The 16,989-nt window shown below is 42.6% G+C and carries 12 protein-coding genes and 3 pseudogenes; 6 read left to right on the plus strand and 9 right to left on the minus strand.

The window, feature by feature from the left end:
• On the minus strand, positions 1-850 hold an 850-nt coding region (gene menA, locus AACS98_RS13205; RefSeq protein WP_084386908.1), incomplete at its 3' end, for a 2-carboxy-1,4-naphthoquinone phytyltransferase.
• Between the two features lie 312 nt (positions 851-1,162).
• Between menA and AACS98_RS13210 the strand changes: the two genes are divergently transcribed.
• Positions 1,163-2,578, plus strand: coding sequence for an isochorismate synthase (locus AACS98_RS13210; RefSeq protein ID WP_066380506.1), 1,416 nt, complete (start codon positions 1,163-1,165; stop codon positions 2,576-2,578).
• Between the two features lie 64 nt (positions 2,579-2,642).
• On the opposite strand, the gene AACS98_RS13215 is transcribed toward AACS98_RS13210, so the two are convergent.
• The gene (locus AACS98_RS13215) at positions 2,643-3,956 is read right to left on the minus strand and encodes a glutamate-5-semialdehyde dehydrogenase (protein WP_066380508.1); all 1,314 of its coding nucleotides are present in this window, start codon (positions 3,954-3,956) and stop codon (positions 2,643-2,645) included.
• 117 nt (positions 3,957-4,073) lie between these two features.
• Between AACS98_RS13215 and AACS98_RS13220 the strand changes: the two genes are divergently transcribed.
• Positions 4,074-5,462 (plus strand): cobyrinate a,c-diamide synthase, encoded by a 1,389-nt coding sequence (locus AACS98_RS13220; RefSeq protein ID WP_066380511.1) that lies wholly within the window; start codon positions 4,074-4,076, stop codon positions 5,460-5,462.
• 12 nt (positions 5,463-5,474) lie between these two features.
• Here AACS98_RS13220 and AACS98_RS13225 read toward each other — a convergent pair whose 3' ends face one another.
• Positions 5,475-5,915 carry a cyclic nucleotide-binding domain-containing protein gene (locus tag AACS98_RS13225; RefSeq protein WP_066380513.1) on the minus strand — a complete coding sequence of 147 codons (441 nt, stop codon included), beginning with the start codon at positions 5,913-5,915 and terminating at the stop codon, positions 5,475-5,477.
• 264 nt (positions 5,916-6,179) lie between these two features.
• Between AACS98_RS13225 and AACS98_RS13230 the strand changes: the two genes are divergently transcribed.
• Entirely contained in the window at positions 6,180-9,191 is a 3,012-nt protein-coding gene (locus tag AACS98_RS13230; RefSeq protein ID WP_084386909.1) for a UPF0182 family protein, read from the plus strand.
• A gap of 133 nt (positions 9,192-9,324) precedes the next feature.
• Here the strand turns inward: AACS98_RS13230 and AACS98_RS13235 are convergent, their stop codons facing one another.
• From AACS98_RS13235 to AACS98_RS13250, 4 genes and pseudogenes are all read right to left on the minus strand, one after another.
• Positions 9,325-10,044: a DevA family ABC transporter ATP-binding protein gene (locus tag AACS98_RS13235; RefSeq protein ID WP_066380515.1), complete on the minus strand. Its 720-nt coding sequence runs from the start codon at positions 10,042-10,044 to the stop codon at positions 9,325-9,327.
• Between the two features lie 24 nt (positions 10,045-10,068).
• Positions 10,069-10,401: pseudogene (locus tag AACS98_RS13240) on the minus strand (FtsX-like permease family protein); the annotation flags it as partial.
• Positions 10,402-10,746: 345 nt separating this feature from the next.
• Positions 10,747-11,302: pseudogene (locus AACS98_RS13245) on the minus strand (ABC transporter); the annotation flags it as partial.
• A pseudogene (locus AACS98_RS13250) lies at positions 11,293-12,597 on the minus strand (ABC exporter membrane fusion protein). The pseudogenes AACS98_RS13245 and AACS98_RS13250, both read right to left, overlap by 10 nt.
• A gap of 158 nt (positions 12,598-12,755) precedes the next feature.
• Here AACS98_RS13250 and AACS98_RS13255 point away from each other — a divergent pair.
• Positions 12,756-13,616, plus strand: coding sequence for a TetR/AcrR family transcriptional regulator (locus AACS98_RS13255; RefSeq protein ID WP_066380520.1), 861 nt, complete (start codon positions 12,756-12,758; stop codon positions 13,614-13,616).
• Between the two features lie 139 nt (positions 13,617-13,755).
• Here the strand turns inward: AACS98_RS13255 and AACS98_RS13260 are convergent, their stop codons facing one another.
• Positions 13,756-13,956 (minus strand): hypothetical protein, encoded by a 201-nt coding sequence (locus AACS98_RS13260; RefSeq protein WP_066380521.1) that lies wholly within the window; start codon positions 13,954-13,956, stop codon positions 13,756-13,758.
• A 257-nt stretch (positions 13,957-14,213) separates the two neighbouring features.
• On the opposite strand from AACS98_RS13260, the gene AACS98_RS13265 reads away from it, so the two are divergent.
• The gene (locus tag AACS98_RS13265) at positions 14,214-14,687 is read left to right on the plus strand and encodes a CRR6 family NdhI maturation factor (RefSeq protein ID WP_066380523.1); all 474 of its coding nucleotides are present in this window, start codon (positions 14,214-14,216) and stop codon (positions 14,685-14,687) included.
• 124 nt (positions 14,688-14,811) lie between these two features.
• On the opposite strand, the gene AACS98_RS13270 is transcribed toward AACS98_RS13265, so the two are convergent.
• Positions 14,812-15,771, minus strand: a complete 960-nt coding sequence (locus tag AACS98_RS13270) for a glycosyltransferase family 9 protein (RefSeq protein WP_066380525.1) — start codon at positions 15,769-15,771, stop codon at positions 14,812-14,814.
• 351 nt (positions 15,772-16,122) lie between these two features.
• Between AACS98_RS13270 and ispD the strand changes: the two genes are divergently transcribed.
• Entirely contained in the window at positions 16,123-16,800 is a 678-nt protein-coding gene (gene ispD, locus AACS98_RS13275) for a 2-C-methyl-D-erythritol 4-phosphate cytidylyltransferase (RefSeq protein ID WP_066380998.1), read from the plus strand.
• The last annotated feature ends 189 nt before the right edge of the window (positions 16,801-16,989 follow it).

Consider the following 16,989-nt stretch of genomic DNA (forward strand, 5'->3'; position numbering starts at 1 on the left):
CGGCTACGGCGATGAATTTACAATTACTGACTTTTTCTGGTTGATTGTGATTTTGCTGGACGTGGCGACATAATTTGAAGGCGTAGGGCAGACTTAAGCAACTTAACAGCGTCCACAGAGGGAAAATGCCCAAGAGTACAAATAGCAAGGTTAAGGGATAAATGCTAGCTGTCAACCAAGTTAGAACTTTTGCGCCTGTGGCTGTGCCTAAGCGGACGATAGGCGATCGCTTCCCGGCGGCGATGTCATCTTTAACTTGATGAAAGTGGGAGCAAAATAATATTAAACTGGTGACAATGCCGACAATCACCGAGGCTGCTAGACTGGTGTTTGACCAAGTTTTGGTTTGACTGTAGTATGCGGCGGTGATGCCTAAAGGCCCAAAGGCAAAAAAGCAAAGAATTTCACCTAAACCTTGGTATCCTAAACGGAAGGGAGGCCCTTGGTACATATAGCCCAAAGCGCAGCATAACAGAATGATTCCGATAATGGTGGGGTCTTGTTGCCAGATGGCGATCGCTAATATTCCCGACAACCCCGCCATTAAACACAAATTTCCTAACCAAAATATTAAATTTTTTTTACCTGTTAAATTCACCAGTGAATGGTGTTTATTGACATCTATACCTGTTTCGGAATCAAATACATCATTACTAATATTTTCCCAAGCCAAAATTAAAATTGCGGCAGCTATAAAAGTAGAAAATATCCCTACATTCACAAATTTATTTTCTGCAAATGCTACAGATGTACCCACCCAAATCGGCATAATCGCAACGCTGTACATCGGCGGTTTAATTGCCGCCATCCATAATTTACTCTCAAAAGGATAAACTTGCTTTGTAGTCATCACTCGTGATTAATTAAAGTGTGAGAAACTTATTTTAAATTGCGTTTTTAATGTTTTGATAACACCCTTATAATACTCAGGTAGGAAACACTTTTGTTTTAACCGTAACGATTTAACCTCCTCATGACAACTTTTACGCTTTTTATTTCTAACCGCAGCTTTAACTTGACTTGTCAGGGTTTGGGAACAAGACCAATAAGGCTAACCATACTCTGGTGAAATGGTGACTGAATATGTTACCTGTAGAAATACGACCATGTTTAATTACACTTTTGGAAGATTTCTTAAAAAAAATTTACTATTTATAGATCCATGACAGTTTCACCATGTCGTAGTCACTTCTTCATAGCACACAAAGAGCTATACCAATTTTTGTTAGCTGTTCAGGAAAACTGCCTGAAAAACGATTGTAGGCAAATTGTCAGCGTTTCCCTGGAAATTGACTTAATTGATCCGTTGATAGTATTAGATAAATTAGCGCAAGCAAATGCAATAAATTTTTACTTTGAGAATCGTGGCAAAGGTGAGGCGATCGCAGCCATCGACGCAGTAACAAAAATCCAGTTTAATGGTAAAGAACGCTTTGCTCAGGCTGAATATTTTATCAAATCTAACCTAAAAAATATCATAAACTTTGGTATTACTAACGAAGCATTTACTGGGGCGCACTTTTTTTGTTACTTCAGCTTTTTTGATCAACATAACCAAGCTGATTATCCCTTCCCATCAGCAACAGTTTTTCTACCACGTTGGCAAATATCTCTAAAAGATGAAAAATGTATATTGGTAATGAATACAGTAATTCATGCCAATGTCAATATTCAAAAAGTAATCGAAAATCTCAGCAACAAAATAGATGAAATTAATTCTGTAAAACCTGACTCGCCCAATCTTGATTATTTCCCCGCTATCTTCACGAAAAAATCTGTTGTTAATCCAGGGCAATTTAAACAATCAGTCATATCAGCCTTAGAAAAAATAAATTCTAGCCATCTAAGGAAAATTGTCTTGGCAGATGTCCTAGATGTCAATTCCCATCAGAACTTTAACTTATTCAACTCCTTAAATAATCTCCGCAGAATTCATCCAAACTGCTATATTTTTTCTACCAGTAACGGCAGAGGACAAAACTTTATTGGTGCGAGTCCAGAGAGACTAATTAGTATACACAATCAACAGTTAATTACTGATGCTTTAGCTGGTTCTGCACCCAGAGGTAAAACACCTGCGGAAGACGCAGCAAACGCCAACCGTTTACTCAACAGCGAAAAAGAAAGACATGAACATTTATTAGTCATGGACTTCATTACCCAACGCCTCACCCAACTAGGAATATTACCCCAAGTTTTAGCACCGCGACTGAGACAATTATCTAACATTCAGCACCTATGGACACCAATTCAAGCCATAGTTCCAGCTAACGTCCATCCATTACAGATTGTCGCCCAACTGCATCCTACACCAGCCGTAGCCGGTGCAGCAAGAGACGTAGCCTGTGAAGAAATTCGACGTTACGAAAACTTCGAGAGAGGTTTGTATGCTGCGCCTTTAGGTTGGGTAGACTCGCAAGGAAATTGTGAGTTTATCGTCGGTATACGTTCAGCCCTCATAGATGGCGATCGCGCTAGACTATATGCTGGTGCTGGTATCGTCGCCGGTTCTGATCCTGAAAAAGAATTTGCCGAAATTCAACTCAAACTTCAAGCATTACTCAAAGCCTTAGTTTAAACGCAGAGGTACGCAAAGTTCCTTCTCCGCGTTCCTTTGCGTTTACCTCCGCGCTCCTTTGCGTTTAAAATTCTTCCAAATCCCGATGAGTAAAGGCTTTAGCATTAGCCCCTGTATAGGTAGCGACAATATCACCATTACCAGTCAACTGATATTTATATGTTACCAGTCCTTCTAAACCAACAGGGCCACGGGGCGGCATTTGTTGGGTACTAATTCCGACTTCTGCACCGAAACCATAGCGGAAACCATCAGCAAAACGGGTAGAACAATTATGAAAAACTCCGGCGGAATTAACTAAGCCAAAAAATGTTTCGACTGCTGTTAAATCTTCTGTGACAATGCCATCAGTATGGCGTGAACCATATTCATTGATGTGAGCGATCGCCTCTTCCAAAGAGTCTACAATTTTCACGGCCAAAATCAAATCACTGTATTCGGTTTCCCAATCTATAGCAGTGGCAGCAGCGATATTAGGTAATATTTTTAAAGTAGGTTCATCGCCTCTTAATTGTACATCAACTGCTTGTAAAGCTGCCGCTAGTTTTGGCAAAAATTCCGCCGCAATTGCTTGGTGAACTAGCAAAGTTTCAATAGCATTACAAGCAGCACAATATTGTACTTTAGCATCAACAGTAATATTGATAGCTTTGGTAATATCAGCAGCTTGATCTAAATAAAGATGACAAATTCCATCAGCATGACCTAATACCGGAATGCGGGTATTTTCTTGAACAAACCGCACAAAAGAATTAGAACCTCTGGGAATAATTAAATCTACATATTTATCTAACTTTAAAAGTTCTATGGTTTCTTCTCTAGTTGTTAGTAACTGTACAACGTCAGGACTGACAGCAGTTTGAGATAAACCCTGTTTAATTGCTTTGACTATGGCTTCACAAGAACGGACTGCTTCTTTACCACATTTGAGAATTACGCCATTCCCTGATTTAATCGCCAAGGAGACGATTTGAATCGCTGCTTCGGGACGGGCTTCAAATATAATGCCTAATACGCCTAAAGGGCAAGTAATGCGTTTGAGAACCAAGCCTGTATCAAGTTCGCGGTGAATTTGGACTTGTCCTACAGGATCGGCTAGCTTACCGACATCTCGCACCCCAGCGATCGCATCTCTTAATTTATGTTCATCTAACTGCAAGCGTTTGTACAGAGGTTTGGCAATTCCTGCCGCCGTAGCCGCTTCACAATCAGCAATATTAGCTGGTAGAATTTCATCCTGTGCTGATTCTAAAGCTTCAGCGATGGCGGCGATCGCTTGATTTTTCACTTCAGTAGACAGCAGTGCCAATTTACTTGCAGCTTGGCGGGTTTGTTGGGCGATATGAGTCAGGGAAGAAGCAACTTCTAGAGTAGTCATGATTAAACAGAATTGTTACCTGTAGCACAAAACTTTAGCTTTTCCCCATCCTATCAACCTTATGGGATAGCTAACATTGATAAATTCGTAATTAGCACTGTTAATTAAAAACTACAAATGGCTTTAGTGATTGCTGGGGAACGTAGTGGGGTAGGTAAGACAACAGTTACGCTGACATTATTAGCATCTTTATGTCGGCGTGGTGCTGTGGTGCAGTCTTTTAAGGTGGGGCCAGATTATATTGATCCGATGTTTCACACCTATGTTACAGGTCGCCCGTGTCGTAATTTAGACCCAGTATTAACTTCAGAAGCTTATGTTCAGCAGTGTTTTGCCCGTCATCACCGAAACAGCGAATATGCTTTGGTAGAAGGGGTGATGGGGTTGTTTGATGGAGTCAAGGAGACTGGGAAGCAGGGGAGGGAAAATACACATTCAGCACTCAGCACTGATTTTGCGAGTACAGCGCACATTGCGCGACTGTTAGATTTACCTGTGGTGTTGGTGATTGATTGTAGCCGCTTGTCTGGTTCGGTGGCGGCGATCGCTCACGGTTATTGTGCTTTTGACCCTAGAATTAAAATTGGTGGTTTAGTGTTAAATCGCGTAGGAAGCGATCGCCATCTTTCCCTACTCAAAGACTCTCTCAAACCTCTAGATTTACCCATTCTCGGTGTACTACGTCGTCAAGATAACATCACAATTCCCGACCGCCATTTAGGTTTAATCCCCACCGCCGAACTCCCAGAATTGGATGCTGTGATGACTCGCCTCGCCGATTTAGGTGATAATTGCTTCGATTGGCATAATTTATTACCTCTGTTAAAAACAGAAGACAAAGTAGAAATTTCTCCCTCATCTCCCTCATCTCCCTCATCCCTCAAGATTGCCGTAGCACGCGATCGCGCCTTTAATTTTTACTATCAAGATAATCTCGATATACTGCAAAATTTAGGGGCAGAGTTAGTCTTTTGGAGTCCTTTAGCAGATGCAGAACTACCCCAAGGTGTGCAAGGAATGTATTTCGGTGGTGGTTTTCCAGAAGTATTTGCTCAAGAATTAGCAGCTAACACCCAAGCCCGTGATAGTGTCAAACAAGCAATTATTGCCGGAATGCCCACCATTGCTGAGTGTGGTGGGTTAATGTATTTGTGTGAGCAAATCGTTGATTTTGAGGGCAAATCTTGGCCGATGGTGGGAATATTACCCACATCTGCGGCGATGGATAAAAAGCTGACTTTAGGCTATCGTCGGGCTGTAGCTTTGCAAGATAATCTATTAGTCAATGCCGGAACAAATATTTATGGACATGAGTTCCATCGTTCTCATGTAATATCAAATTCTCAGCAGCCTTTGTTTACAACTTATCGCTACGACGTTGAGGAAAATTTGGGGTTTGAGGGTTGGTGTTTACCAATAAATGTTCATGCTTCTTATATTCATCTGCACTGGGGGAACAGTGTAGAAATTCCCCAGCGTTTTCTTGAACAATGTAGAGGTTGGTAAAAATCTTGAATATTACCGACTTGAAGCTGTGACGTTGATATTTTCGTTCAATTGGCGAATCAGACGCGATAACTCACGAATGATGTTAACTGCTATATCGGGAGTTTCTTCAATCGCATCATACAATTGTTGTTGAGTTAGTTCTAAAAATTCACAGGGTTCTAAAGTTGTGACAGAAGCAGACCGGGGTTGTGTATCAAATACTGCCATTTCACCGAAGTATTTACCCTGGTCTACTACTGCCAGTTGTTTATCGCCAATATGCACTTTTACCCTACCTGAAACAACTATATACAGCGATCGCCCTTCTTCCCCTTGTCTAAAAATTGTGTGATTGGCTGAAAAATGTAACTCGTGCATTACTGAAGCCAACCGCACAATAAAATCGTCCCGCAATTCCCGAAATATTGGGACTCGCCGCACAAATAATAATCGATCAACACTACTGAGCATAATTTATAACTTTAAATTTAAGATTAAAAATCAGCAAATTCCCGCTTGTGTTAACTATGGGGCGAGGTAATGATAAATGGTTTTGGCAAATCCTTGAGGGTGAGAAGCTGTTAACCATTAGGTAGATGCAAGAATCACGCTATTGGTATAAAAGTATAACTGGCAATTGCTAGCCTGTATCATTTACAGATTGATGTGATTACGTCCAATGATTGCCAAATGAATTCATAATATATAAGAGACTACTAGGTTCGCCGCCAAAGCATGATTTGGAAATGGTTCTTACGACTCTCAATAGCATTCCTGGGGCTGTTCCTGTTTGGGGATTTGAGTTCCCGTTTAGGTGCAGAAATTTTCTGGTTTCAGGAAGTCGGCTATTTACCAGTATTTTTAGTCAGGCTGGTGACTCGTGGTGGTTTATGGGTAGTCGCCACCGCTATCACTGCTACTTATTTACTGGGAAATTTGGCTTGGGCGCACCGCCTCAAGTATCCCCATTCCTTAAAAATTGAGGAAGTTAAACAGGAGGAAGGCGGACTTAGTAGCGAACTTAAAAAACTGTTGAGTCCTCAGTCTACTCCACGTCGTCCACCCCGCAAGCTAGAGGAGCAACGCTTAAAACCGCTAAGACTGCGGTTGTTACTACCTTTAGTTTTAGTATTAAGTTTGTTAGTAGGGTTATTGCTGGCTCACTACGGTCATATTGCCCTTTCTTATTGGTATCCAGCCCTGAATAAGAATAATCTCCCTATTCTCGCCCCATTCCGTCTAGAGACAATTTGGCAGGTGGGAGAACAAATTATTTATCAATTGTCTTATCTGGGCTTGGTTATCGGGGCAGCGATCGCCATTTTATTTTATGCTCAATTTGTATTGCCAGCGATCGCGATCATCCTCAGCCTAGTATTCGGTACGATTATGTTCCAGAACTGGGCTAAAGTGCTGCAATACTTCCACCCCACACCCTTCAACAGCACTGAGCCTTTATTTGGACTCGATATCAGCTTTTATGTATTTTCTCTCCCCTTCTGGGAATTACTCGAACTGTGGCTGATGGGGATGTTTTTGTATGGCTTTGCCGCCGTCGCCCTCACCTATCTGTTATCCGCCGACAGTCTCAGTCAGGGAATTTTCCCCGGTTTGACATCGCAACAGCAGCGTCATTTATACGCGATGGGTGGCTTATTAATGCTGTTGATATCCTTCAGTTATTGGCTGAGTCGCTACGAACTGGTTTATTCTGCCCGTGGGGTGAGTTATGGAGCTAGCTATACAGATGTTCATGCTCAGTTACCAGCTTACAATGCCTTGTGTGCTGTGGCATTGGCGATCGCCACTTATTTAATTTGGCGAACCATCTTTTGGCGACCTGGATCTAGATATCGCCGCTTTGTCATTTACGGATTAGGTTTATATTTATCTTTGGTGGTGGTAGCTGGTCATGTCGTACCTGCCGTAGTGCAATCTTTAATTGTCCAGCCCAACGAATTACAACGGGAACAACTATACATTCAGCGCACAATTGCCCTAACTAGACAAGCATTTGATTTAGAAGCCATCAACGCCGAAGCTTTTAATCCCCAAGGTACACTCACGGAAGCTGATATTAGAGAAAATGACCTGACAATTCGTAATATTCGTCTTTGGGATCAGCGACCCCTCTTAGAAACCAACCGCCAACTACAACAATTCAGACCATATTATCGCTTCCCCGATGCCGATATTGACCGCTACACCATAGAAACGGAAGTCAAAGCACGCCGACCAGCCGCCCCCCGTTCCTTACCCATCCCAGACCAAGAGATCAACGAAGCCACAGAAAGGCGACAGGTACTAATTGCCGCCAGGGAATTAGACTATAGTGCAGTACCCCAGCAAGCTCAAACCTGGGTCAACCAACATTTAATTTATACTCACGGCTACGGGTTTACCATGAGTCCCGTGAATACAGTCGGGCCGGGAGGATTACCAGAATATTTCGTTAAAGATATTGCTGGTAGTGATGACAATCCTCTGAACACTGCTAATGAAGCCATTCGAGATAGCATACCCATTGGGCAACCCCGGATTTATTACGGTGAAATTACTAATACTTATGTAATGACTGGCACAAGAGTCAGAGAATTAGATTATCCCAGTGGTAGCGATAACGCTTATAACACCTACGATGGTTTGGGTGGTGTGCGGATTGGTGCGCCGTGGCGACGGTTGTTATTTGCCACATATTTAAAAGATTGGCAAATGTTATTTACAAGGGACTTTTTACCAGATACTAAAGTATTATTCCGCCGCAATGTCAAGCAAAGAATTCAGGCGATCGCACCTTTTTTAAAATTTGACAGTGACCCCTATTTAGTCAGTGCTGAAGCCAGTCCAGAATTTCCCGGTAAGGATAACTATTTATACTGGATTGTAGACGCTTACACAACTAGCGATCGCTATCCCTACTCCGACCCAGGTAAAGAAGGCATTAATTACATCCGTAACTCAATCAAAATCGTGATTGATGCTTACAACGGCACAGTAAAATTTTACATCGCTGACCCCAGAGATCCGATCATTGCCACTTGGTCAGCCATATTTCCTGACGTTTTCCAACCCCTGAGTCAAATGCCGGTGACTCTGCGCCGCCATATCCGCTATCCGGTAGACTACTTCTCAATTCAATCAGAACGGTTGATGATTTACCACATGACAGATCCCCTGGTATTTTACAACCGGGAAGACCTGTGGCAAATCCCCAAAGAAATTTATGGCAGTGAATCTCGTTTGCTCAAGCCTTATTATTTAATTACCAGCCTACCGACTGTCCCCTTTGAAGAATTTATCCTACTTTTACCCTACACACCCAAACAACGGACTAATTTAGTCGCCTGGTTAGCCGCCCGTTCCGATGGTGAAAACTACGGTAAATTATTGCTGTATGTCTTCCCCAAAGAACGCCTAGTATACGGGCCAGAACAAATCGAAGCCAGAATCAACCAAGACCCAGTAATTTCACAACAAATATCATTGTGGAATCGTCAAGGTTCCAGAGCAATTCAAGGGAATTTATTAATTATTCCCATAGAACAATCTCTGCTGTATGTTGAACCAATTTACCTAGAAGCCACCCAAAACAGTCTACCAACCTTAGTCCGAGTAGTAGTAGCCTACGAAAACCGGATTGTGATGACACAAACCCTAGAACAAGCCTTACAAGCCATCTTCCAACCAGAAGTAACACCAGCACCCGCAATTATTCGACCTTTTGAAGAAACCACACCACCCGATTAAAACATTCTGCTACCTTGCACCTCCGCGCTCCTCTGCGTTTACCTCCGCGCGACGGCAGTCGCTACAAGTCGGCACAGCCGCCCAACGCGCCGCCTCTCCTCTGCGTTTAAAAATTAAATCAAACAAAAGCTAATTAATCAACAACCGCAACACCGACACCATTTTTAATCAAATGACCATCTTCCATGTAAATAATCCGGTCAGCAATATCTAAAATCCGGTTATCATGGGTGACAAGCAAAATTGTACAACCTTGTTCCTTAGCTAGCTTCTGCATTAATTTCACCACATCACGCCCCGATTGTTTATCTAGTGCGGCGGTGGGTTCATCTGCTAAAACTATTTTAGGCTGACTAACTAAAGCACGCGCGATCGCTACCCGTTGTTTTTGTCCCCCTGATAAATTATCTGGATAGTAATCTAAGCGATTTCCTAACCCCACTGCTGTCAACATTTCTGCTGCACGAGTCAACATTTCCTGCGGTGAAATGTTTGGTTGCACTTCTAAACCCATCCGCACATTTTGCAATGCTGTTAAACTGCCGTGTAAGTTATGCGCTTGAAAAATATAACCGTGATTACGTCGTGCTTGAGTTAGCTGTTCACTACTAGCACCACAGAGTTCTTTACCTAATACGCGCAAACTGCCAGACTGAGCAGAACGCAAACCCCCGACTAAAGTCAGTAGAGTAGTTTTCCCAGAACCCGAAGGCCCTGTCATAATCACAATTTCCCCGGCGTTAATTTCCAGGTTAATATTAAATAAAACCTGCTTTTTCAGTTGACCAGTACCAAAATAATGGTCTAAATTTTCAATAGCAATCACAGGCTCAGAATTATAAAAGTTGTACATTGTGAATTTTGAATTTTGAATTTTTCAAAACATATCCGCCGGGTCAGCCGCTTGTAATTTCTGAGTGGCGATCGCTCCCGAAATTGTACACATAATTATAGTCAGCGATAAAACCATGATGGCTCTAGCGGTGGTCATGTATATCGGTAAATTTGTCGCGTTTGCGGCTAACTGATAAAGTCCCAAGGGTACAATAAAACCAGGGATAAAACCCAAAACAGCTAAAATAATTGCTTCTTCAAAAATCACTCCTAACAGGTAAGAATTACGATAACCCATTGCTTTAAATGTGGCGTATTCTCGGATATGGGCATTCACATCTGTTGATAAAACTTGATAGACAATAATCACACCCACAGTCAAATCTACGGTATAATATACATGGTTGACAACCCACCCGACCGTATTGAACAGACAGGCTAACTTCAAAGTAGGTGTACGAACCTTGCCGCAGATAAATCGGTAGATCGGGGAATCTGAAAACCTAGCTGGTTGACCATTGTCGTAAATCCAAGGCGAGTAAGACGAAAAGCAATCAAACTGTCCCAGGAAGTGGGATGGCGGCGCGGGTTCTTCCTGGAGAAGATAAAGGTAGCAATACCAGAAACGCTGTGTAAGACCAATCTGTACTTGTGCAAGGAGGCAATGGCGAATGAGACGCGAAGCCGCAACTATAGCGTCAGCTTAGTTGGGGTACTTCACATAAGCCACCAATGGTAATAGTACGTCTATCAACTTCGGTGGTGACAACTTGACCAGCATCGATTTGCTGAAAAACTTGTTGATATTCTCCCCTAGCACCACGATCAAATAGAAATGTTTCTGGTAGTTTAATTTTATCTAGCTGACTGTTCACCCCTGCAATGTTCAGTGCTGGTTGCTCAGGATTAAATCCTATGGCTTGTACTGTAGTCTTGCGGCGAGTTTGGGGATTTTTCCAAGTTACTAAACCAACATACAAGGGTGTGGCTGATTTTACACCCGGTACATCCGACGCTTGTAGCAGTCTTCGCCGGGAGAATGTAGCCAAATTTTGCATATTCCGGCTTTGGGGACTAATTAAAATGATATCTGCCAGAAAAGCACGGTTGAGGCGGGTGTTACTGTCATACAAGGCGTTTTGAAAACCTAACTGCATGAAAATTAACACATCAGCAAAGGCGATACCTGCTAAAGCTACTAGCAAGCGACTTTTTTGATGGCTGAGTTGCAACCATCCTAAAGGGGTGCGCCGTTGTAGTTCTTGAACTAATCCCATAGTTGAATCACCGCCTTGACTTGCAAATTAGTAAACTTGGCAGCTTTTTGGCTAGAAATTTCATCTAGTTTGACGTGAACTTCTACAACTCTGGCATCAATATTTTCACTAGGGTCAGTGTTAATAATGTTCTGTCGTTGTACTTTCCAGCCAATCCAATCTACTGTTCCTTGTAGTTGTCCAGGGAGAGAATTACTTGATATTTGCACCTGTTGACCTGGAAGGATTTTGTTAACATCGCTTTGGTAAACTTCCACGACTGCATACATTTGGTGAGTTTGCCCAATTTCGACGATGCCGTTGTTAGATACTACTTCACCTGCACGAGTATGAATGTCAAATATTACACCATCTTGGGGAGCTTTGACATAAGTTTGCGCTAAATTGGCTTTGGCTTGTTTGGCTGCGGCTATGGTACGCCTGACTTCTGCTTTGGCGGCGGCTATATCTACAGGACGCACTTCCGCTATTTTATCTAAGGTGGCGGTGGCTGCACTCACTTGTTTGACACCAGTGGCGTTAATTCTAGCTAAGGCTGTTTTGGCTTCGCTAATTTGCTTGCTTCCAGTGCTATCAATGCGTTATAAGTTTGCCTTAGCTTCGTCTAACTGCTGGGTAATGGTATCTACACTCAATCTTTTGCTGTCGAAAGCAGACTGAGAAATTGCCCCGTCAGTGTAAAGTTGTTGATAGCGTTGAAATTCAATTTGAGCGTTTTTCAGTTGTGCTGCTAATCTTTTAATTGTGGCTTGTTGGGCGGCTGTTTCACCTTGCCATTGTGCTTCTAACCTAGCGACTGTTTGCTGTTGCTCTCTTTGATTACCTAATGTTTGGGCTTGTAAGCGGGAAATTTCGGCTTGTTGGGCGGCTATTTCCCCAGATTTTGCGCCAGCTTGCACTTTTTCTAGGTTGATCTGGGCAACTTTTACAGCCTCTAGGGTTTCTTGGTAAGCTGCTTCTAGGCGATCGCGATTATCTAAAATTGCGATTACCTGTCCAGCTTTTACCCTGTCCCCTTCTTTTACCAACAATTGCTCTACTCGACTCCCCTGACTCGATGAAGGTGCAGATAGATTGATTACCGTTCCTTTGGGTTCTAGTCTTCCCAATGCTGTCACCGTCGTCACTTGCGGTATGCTGACTGGGTTGATATCAGCAGACTGCGCTGTAGTTTGCCTCAATTCCCAAACCTTGAAGCTGGCGATCGCTAAACTTGTCATTGCTGCCAATATTAGTATCGGGCGATAACTAGGCTTAAAGAAGACAGAACCTTTATCTGCTACATCGCGCATCATCAGCCCCCCTTTTGCTTAGAATGCTAAATAAACTAATTAGTTTATTTACTCTGGTACTAAACTAAACCGTTCATTACAATAATGTCAAGAGTCTTCTGGAAAATTAAATTAAAGACGCGATTTCCGTCTAATGTGGTTTATCTAGGCAAAAAATTAACATGAGAAACAAGAAGATACAGACAGAAGACAGAATGCTATCAGCCGAAAAGGTAGACGCAATTATTGCAGGTGCAATGCAAGAATTTTTAAAGCATGGCTATGCAGCGACGACAATGGATAAAGTCACAGCAGCCGCAGGTGTTTCTAAAACAACCGTCTACAGCTACTTTCAAGATAAAGAGGGATTGTTTACCGTTTTAATTGAACGCCTAGCAAAAGAGAAATATCTAGCAGTGCAGAATCCCGAATTTTTGCAAGGGGAACCACAGATAGTTTTGCGCCGGCTAGCACAGCATATTTTGGATCAAGTGCATCAAGAACAAGAGTTGTTAAGCTTGGTGAGGCTAATTATTGGGGAGTCAGGAAGGTTTCCTTCCTTAGCGCGAATTTTCGTCAGTAATATAGATAAGCCTGGGTTAGAACTGGTAAGTGAATATTTTACAGAACATCCAGAATTGCAATTACCCGACCCGCAAGTAGCAGCACGTATTTTTATTGGGACATTAATTCACTTCACGATTATTCAAAGTATGCTGCATGGTGAGGATATCATTCCAATGGAGCGCGATCGCCTGATTGATCAGCTAGTCAACTTAATGACTATTAATCTGGCCACAGATACATCTAATCAACAGTATTCTAGTAATAGCAGCAAATCATCCAGACGCAAACGTACATCTTCCGGTAAGTTCCAGACTGACTATGCTAATGAACCCAAGCAGTTAAGGTCTATGAGATTAACAGACACAGCCTGGGAAAATTTAGCCCAATTAGCAGCCAAACATAATTTAACTCGTTCGGAAGCCATTGAAATCTTTGCTCGTCAAGGCTTTCTATCCCATCAGGACGCAGAAAGTTAGTTCTGTATATATATGGAAAAATCAAAAAACTTATTTTTATGTAGAATATTATGTATATACATGGATGAAATAAATTAAGTCTCCTCTCTATCCCAATCCCCAATCCCCAATCCCCAGTCCCCAATCCCCAATCCCTCACCTATTCCTCAAAATCCTGACTAATCAATTCCCGCCCGGCTTTTTCAGCCGCGTGGAGAGTGTAATAGAGTTTTCGCTGTCCAAAGACAGCACCACCTACCGTTAAGACGCGGAATTGCCAACAGTCGTCTGCTTGGAAAACCAATAATGTCAAACCCTGAATACCAACAAGCAGGTGTATTTTGACTTGGTTATCTGTCATTATTCAGCAGCCATACACTATTAATGATGAGATTACTTATTATCGCAAAGCCAACCAGCATTGACGACTGTACGGGCAATGAGTGTTAAATTACTTTTAACTCCTAATTGTTCAATGTTTTGAGACTTGAGGCGTAATCTTGCGTCAGGTGCTTCTAAACCTGGAATTCAGCCGTAAATATAGCGACAATTTCACAAAACTGGTACTGTGGATTCTCAAGCATACTACTGTGCATAGAAAAAGTAGCTGTTGAGTTTATGACAATTACCATCGCACTCAATTCCGAATCTGTTAATAGCCTGGACTTATCACCAGTCAATACAGTAATTCATCGACTGCTACAAGAGGGGGCGATCGCTACCCAAGAACAGCAGTTACAGTTTAATATCGACTATCCCCTAGAACCAGGTGATCCTCGCGAATTGTCAGAAATTCCTGAGTTACGACTGTGGTTTGTACGGTTGGATGCCAAATATCCCTGGTTTCCCTTTTTACTAGACTGGAAAGCCGGGGAACTGGCTCGTTACACCGCTATGCTAGTACCCCATCAATTTAGTGTTAAAGAGGGGATTCAGTATAATCCCGAAGCTTTAGAAATCTTTTTGATGCACAAGATTTTTATTTTGAGTGAGTGGTTAAAACAGCAGAACATCCCCTGGCAAGCCCGACTGAAGTCAATGGCGCAGATACTGGGTTATGAATTAGACGATGCCCTGTTTGAGATATTTTGAGGGGACTGGGGAAAAATCAATTCAAAATGCAAAATTCAAAATTCAAAATTCAATAATTTTTCTTGAGAATGTTTGATTTTTGACTTTTGATTTGTTTATTCCCCATGCCCAAAAAGAGAGATATTTAACCGCCCCAGACTTTTGTCAAGACAACTTGAGGTGAAATATCTGCTACCTTGCCAGTAGGAGATTTGATTCCCAAAAACTTATCACTGTTTGGTAATACCTTGGCAGTTTCAGTAGAACCAAGTAAAGCAATAGTATAAGTTTGTACGGCTACGCTGATTTGTAACGGCGCACTTTCGTTAGATAACATCAAGTTAGCTCCGGCGATCATAGCCGCTAACTTGCCAGTATCTTCAGGGGCAGTCACCTTGATCTTGGGAGACAAAACACGCAGCGATCGCACAAACGCCTCATCATTAGGCCCTTGAATCAAAACTATGGGTAAATCTGGCTGCTTGCGTTGGAAATCTTCAATTATTTCCTGCCAGTTCTCTAGCGGGTAAATTGCATCCACAGCCTTGGTAGGAGATACCCAACTAGAGCCACCATAAATCAGAACATAACCCGTTTCATTCACCCCTAGGCGTTTTTGTTCATTTTGCCCCCACTCAATATCAGGCTTCGGCACATTTACCCCTAATTCTGGGGTAGGGGTATCAATGCCTAGTGGTTGCAGCAAATCATGATAAACCGTCGCCGCATACTGGGATGATTTCAACGGTACAGAGTGGGTGAGAAATCCGGCTGCTTTGCCTTGGTAGCCGATACGTGTAGGAATTCCTGTCAACCAAAGGAAAAGCCCCACTAACCAACTTTGTCCGACAGTAATAGCTACATCATACTCGCGATCGCGAATCGTACCGACTAGGTTGCCCCAATCTGCTAGGCTATTACGGTCTTTAAAATCGAAAGCCAGTACCTCATTGACTGACTGACTTACCCGGTAGGCTGCCTTTGACCGGGGTTCGGTAACGACATCTAACTGAGCGTTGGGATAATATCGCTTCAAATCGTCTAGAGTCGGAAAGAAGAGAATTTGATCGCCAATTCCACCAGGTACAAGGGCTACTACTCGCATAATAATTATTGACGCTTTCGCTCCTTATTTTAGGAGAATATTAGCTATTAGGGATGAAGAATTGGGCATGGGACATTGGGCATTGGGCATTAGGCATATATGTAGAGACGTTGCATGCAACGTCTCTACAGTTAGGGACTTCCAAATCAAAAAATATTCAATTAATTCTTGTGGGGTAGGCATCTTGCCTGCCCTTAAACCCGGACGGGCTAGAGAGCTTATCCCACAAAATTGGATAATTTATTTCCTGGAAGTCCCTTAGTTGTGATTTCCCCCTCATCTCTCCCAGTCCCCAATCCCCAATCCCCAATCCCCAATCCCCAATCCCCACTATCGTTATTGAGGTATGCTGTGTATCTATTAATTCCCGCCGCCGGTGTAGGTAAAAGAATGGGGAGTGACCGGAATAAACTCCTCTTAGAAGTGCGATCGCAACCCCTTCTAGCTTGGACACTCAAAGCTGCACAAGCAGCCACAGAAATCAGTTGGATCGGAATTATTTCTCAGCCTACTGATTGGCCAGAATTTAAAGAAATCCTCGCTAATTTAAATTTAACTAAACCAGTAGAATTAATCATTGGTGGTGCTACCCGTCAAGAATCTGTTTATAACGGTTTAAAAGCACTACCTAAAGCAGCAGAGCAAGTATTAATTCATGATGGTGCTAGATGCTTAGTCACACCAGAGTTATTAAACTCCTGCGCCCAAGCCATTCGCCACTGTTCCGGCTTAATTGCGGCTGTCCCCGTCAAAGACACAATCAAAGTTGTAGATGAAAATGGCATAATTCAAAGTACACCCGACCGGCGGAATCTTTGGGCAGCACAGACACCCCAAGGATTTAACGTTAAATTGTTGCAACAATGTCACGATGAAGGTGTGCGACAAGGTTGGGAAGTCACAGACGATGCTGCATTGTTTGAAAAATGTGGTATCCCCGTCAGAATTGTAGAAGGAGAGGAGACGAATTTAAAAATTACCACTCCCCAAGACCTAGCGATCGCCGAATTTATCCTTAGCAGTCGCTAAGGAGCAGGAAAGCCGAGGGAGCAGAGGGAGCAGAGGGAGCAGAACTTTTACCCAGTCCCCAATCCCCAATCCCCAATCCCCAGTCCCCAATATCTCTTGACTAATCAGCGAAAAATCATTAAAATTCCACAGATTTAACCAGCCTCAAGAGAAAATTCAAGAGACAAAGTGAAAACCTTTGACTTTGAA

It is taken from the genome of Anabaena sp. CA = ATCC 33047, assembly GCF_963870205.1.
Lineage (GTDB): Bacteria > Cyanobacteriota > Cyanobacteriia > Cyanobacteriales > Nostocaceae > Trichormus.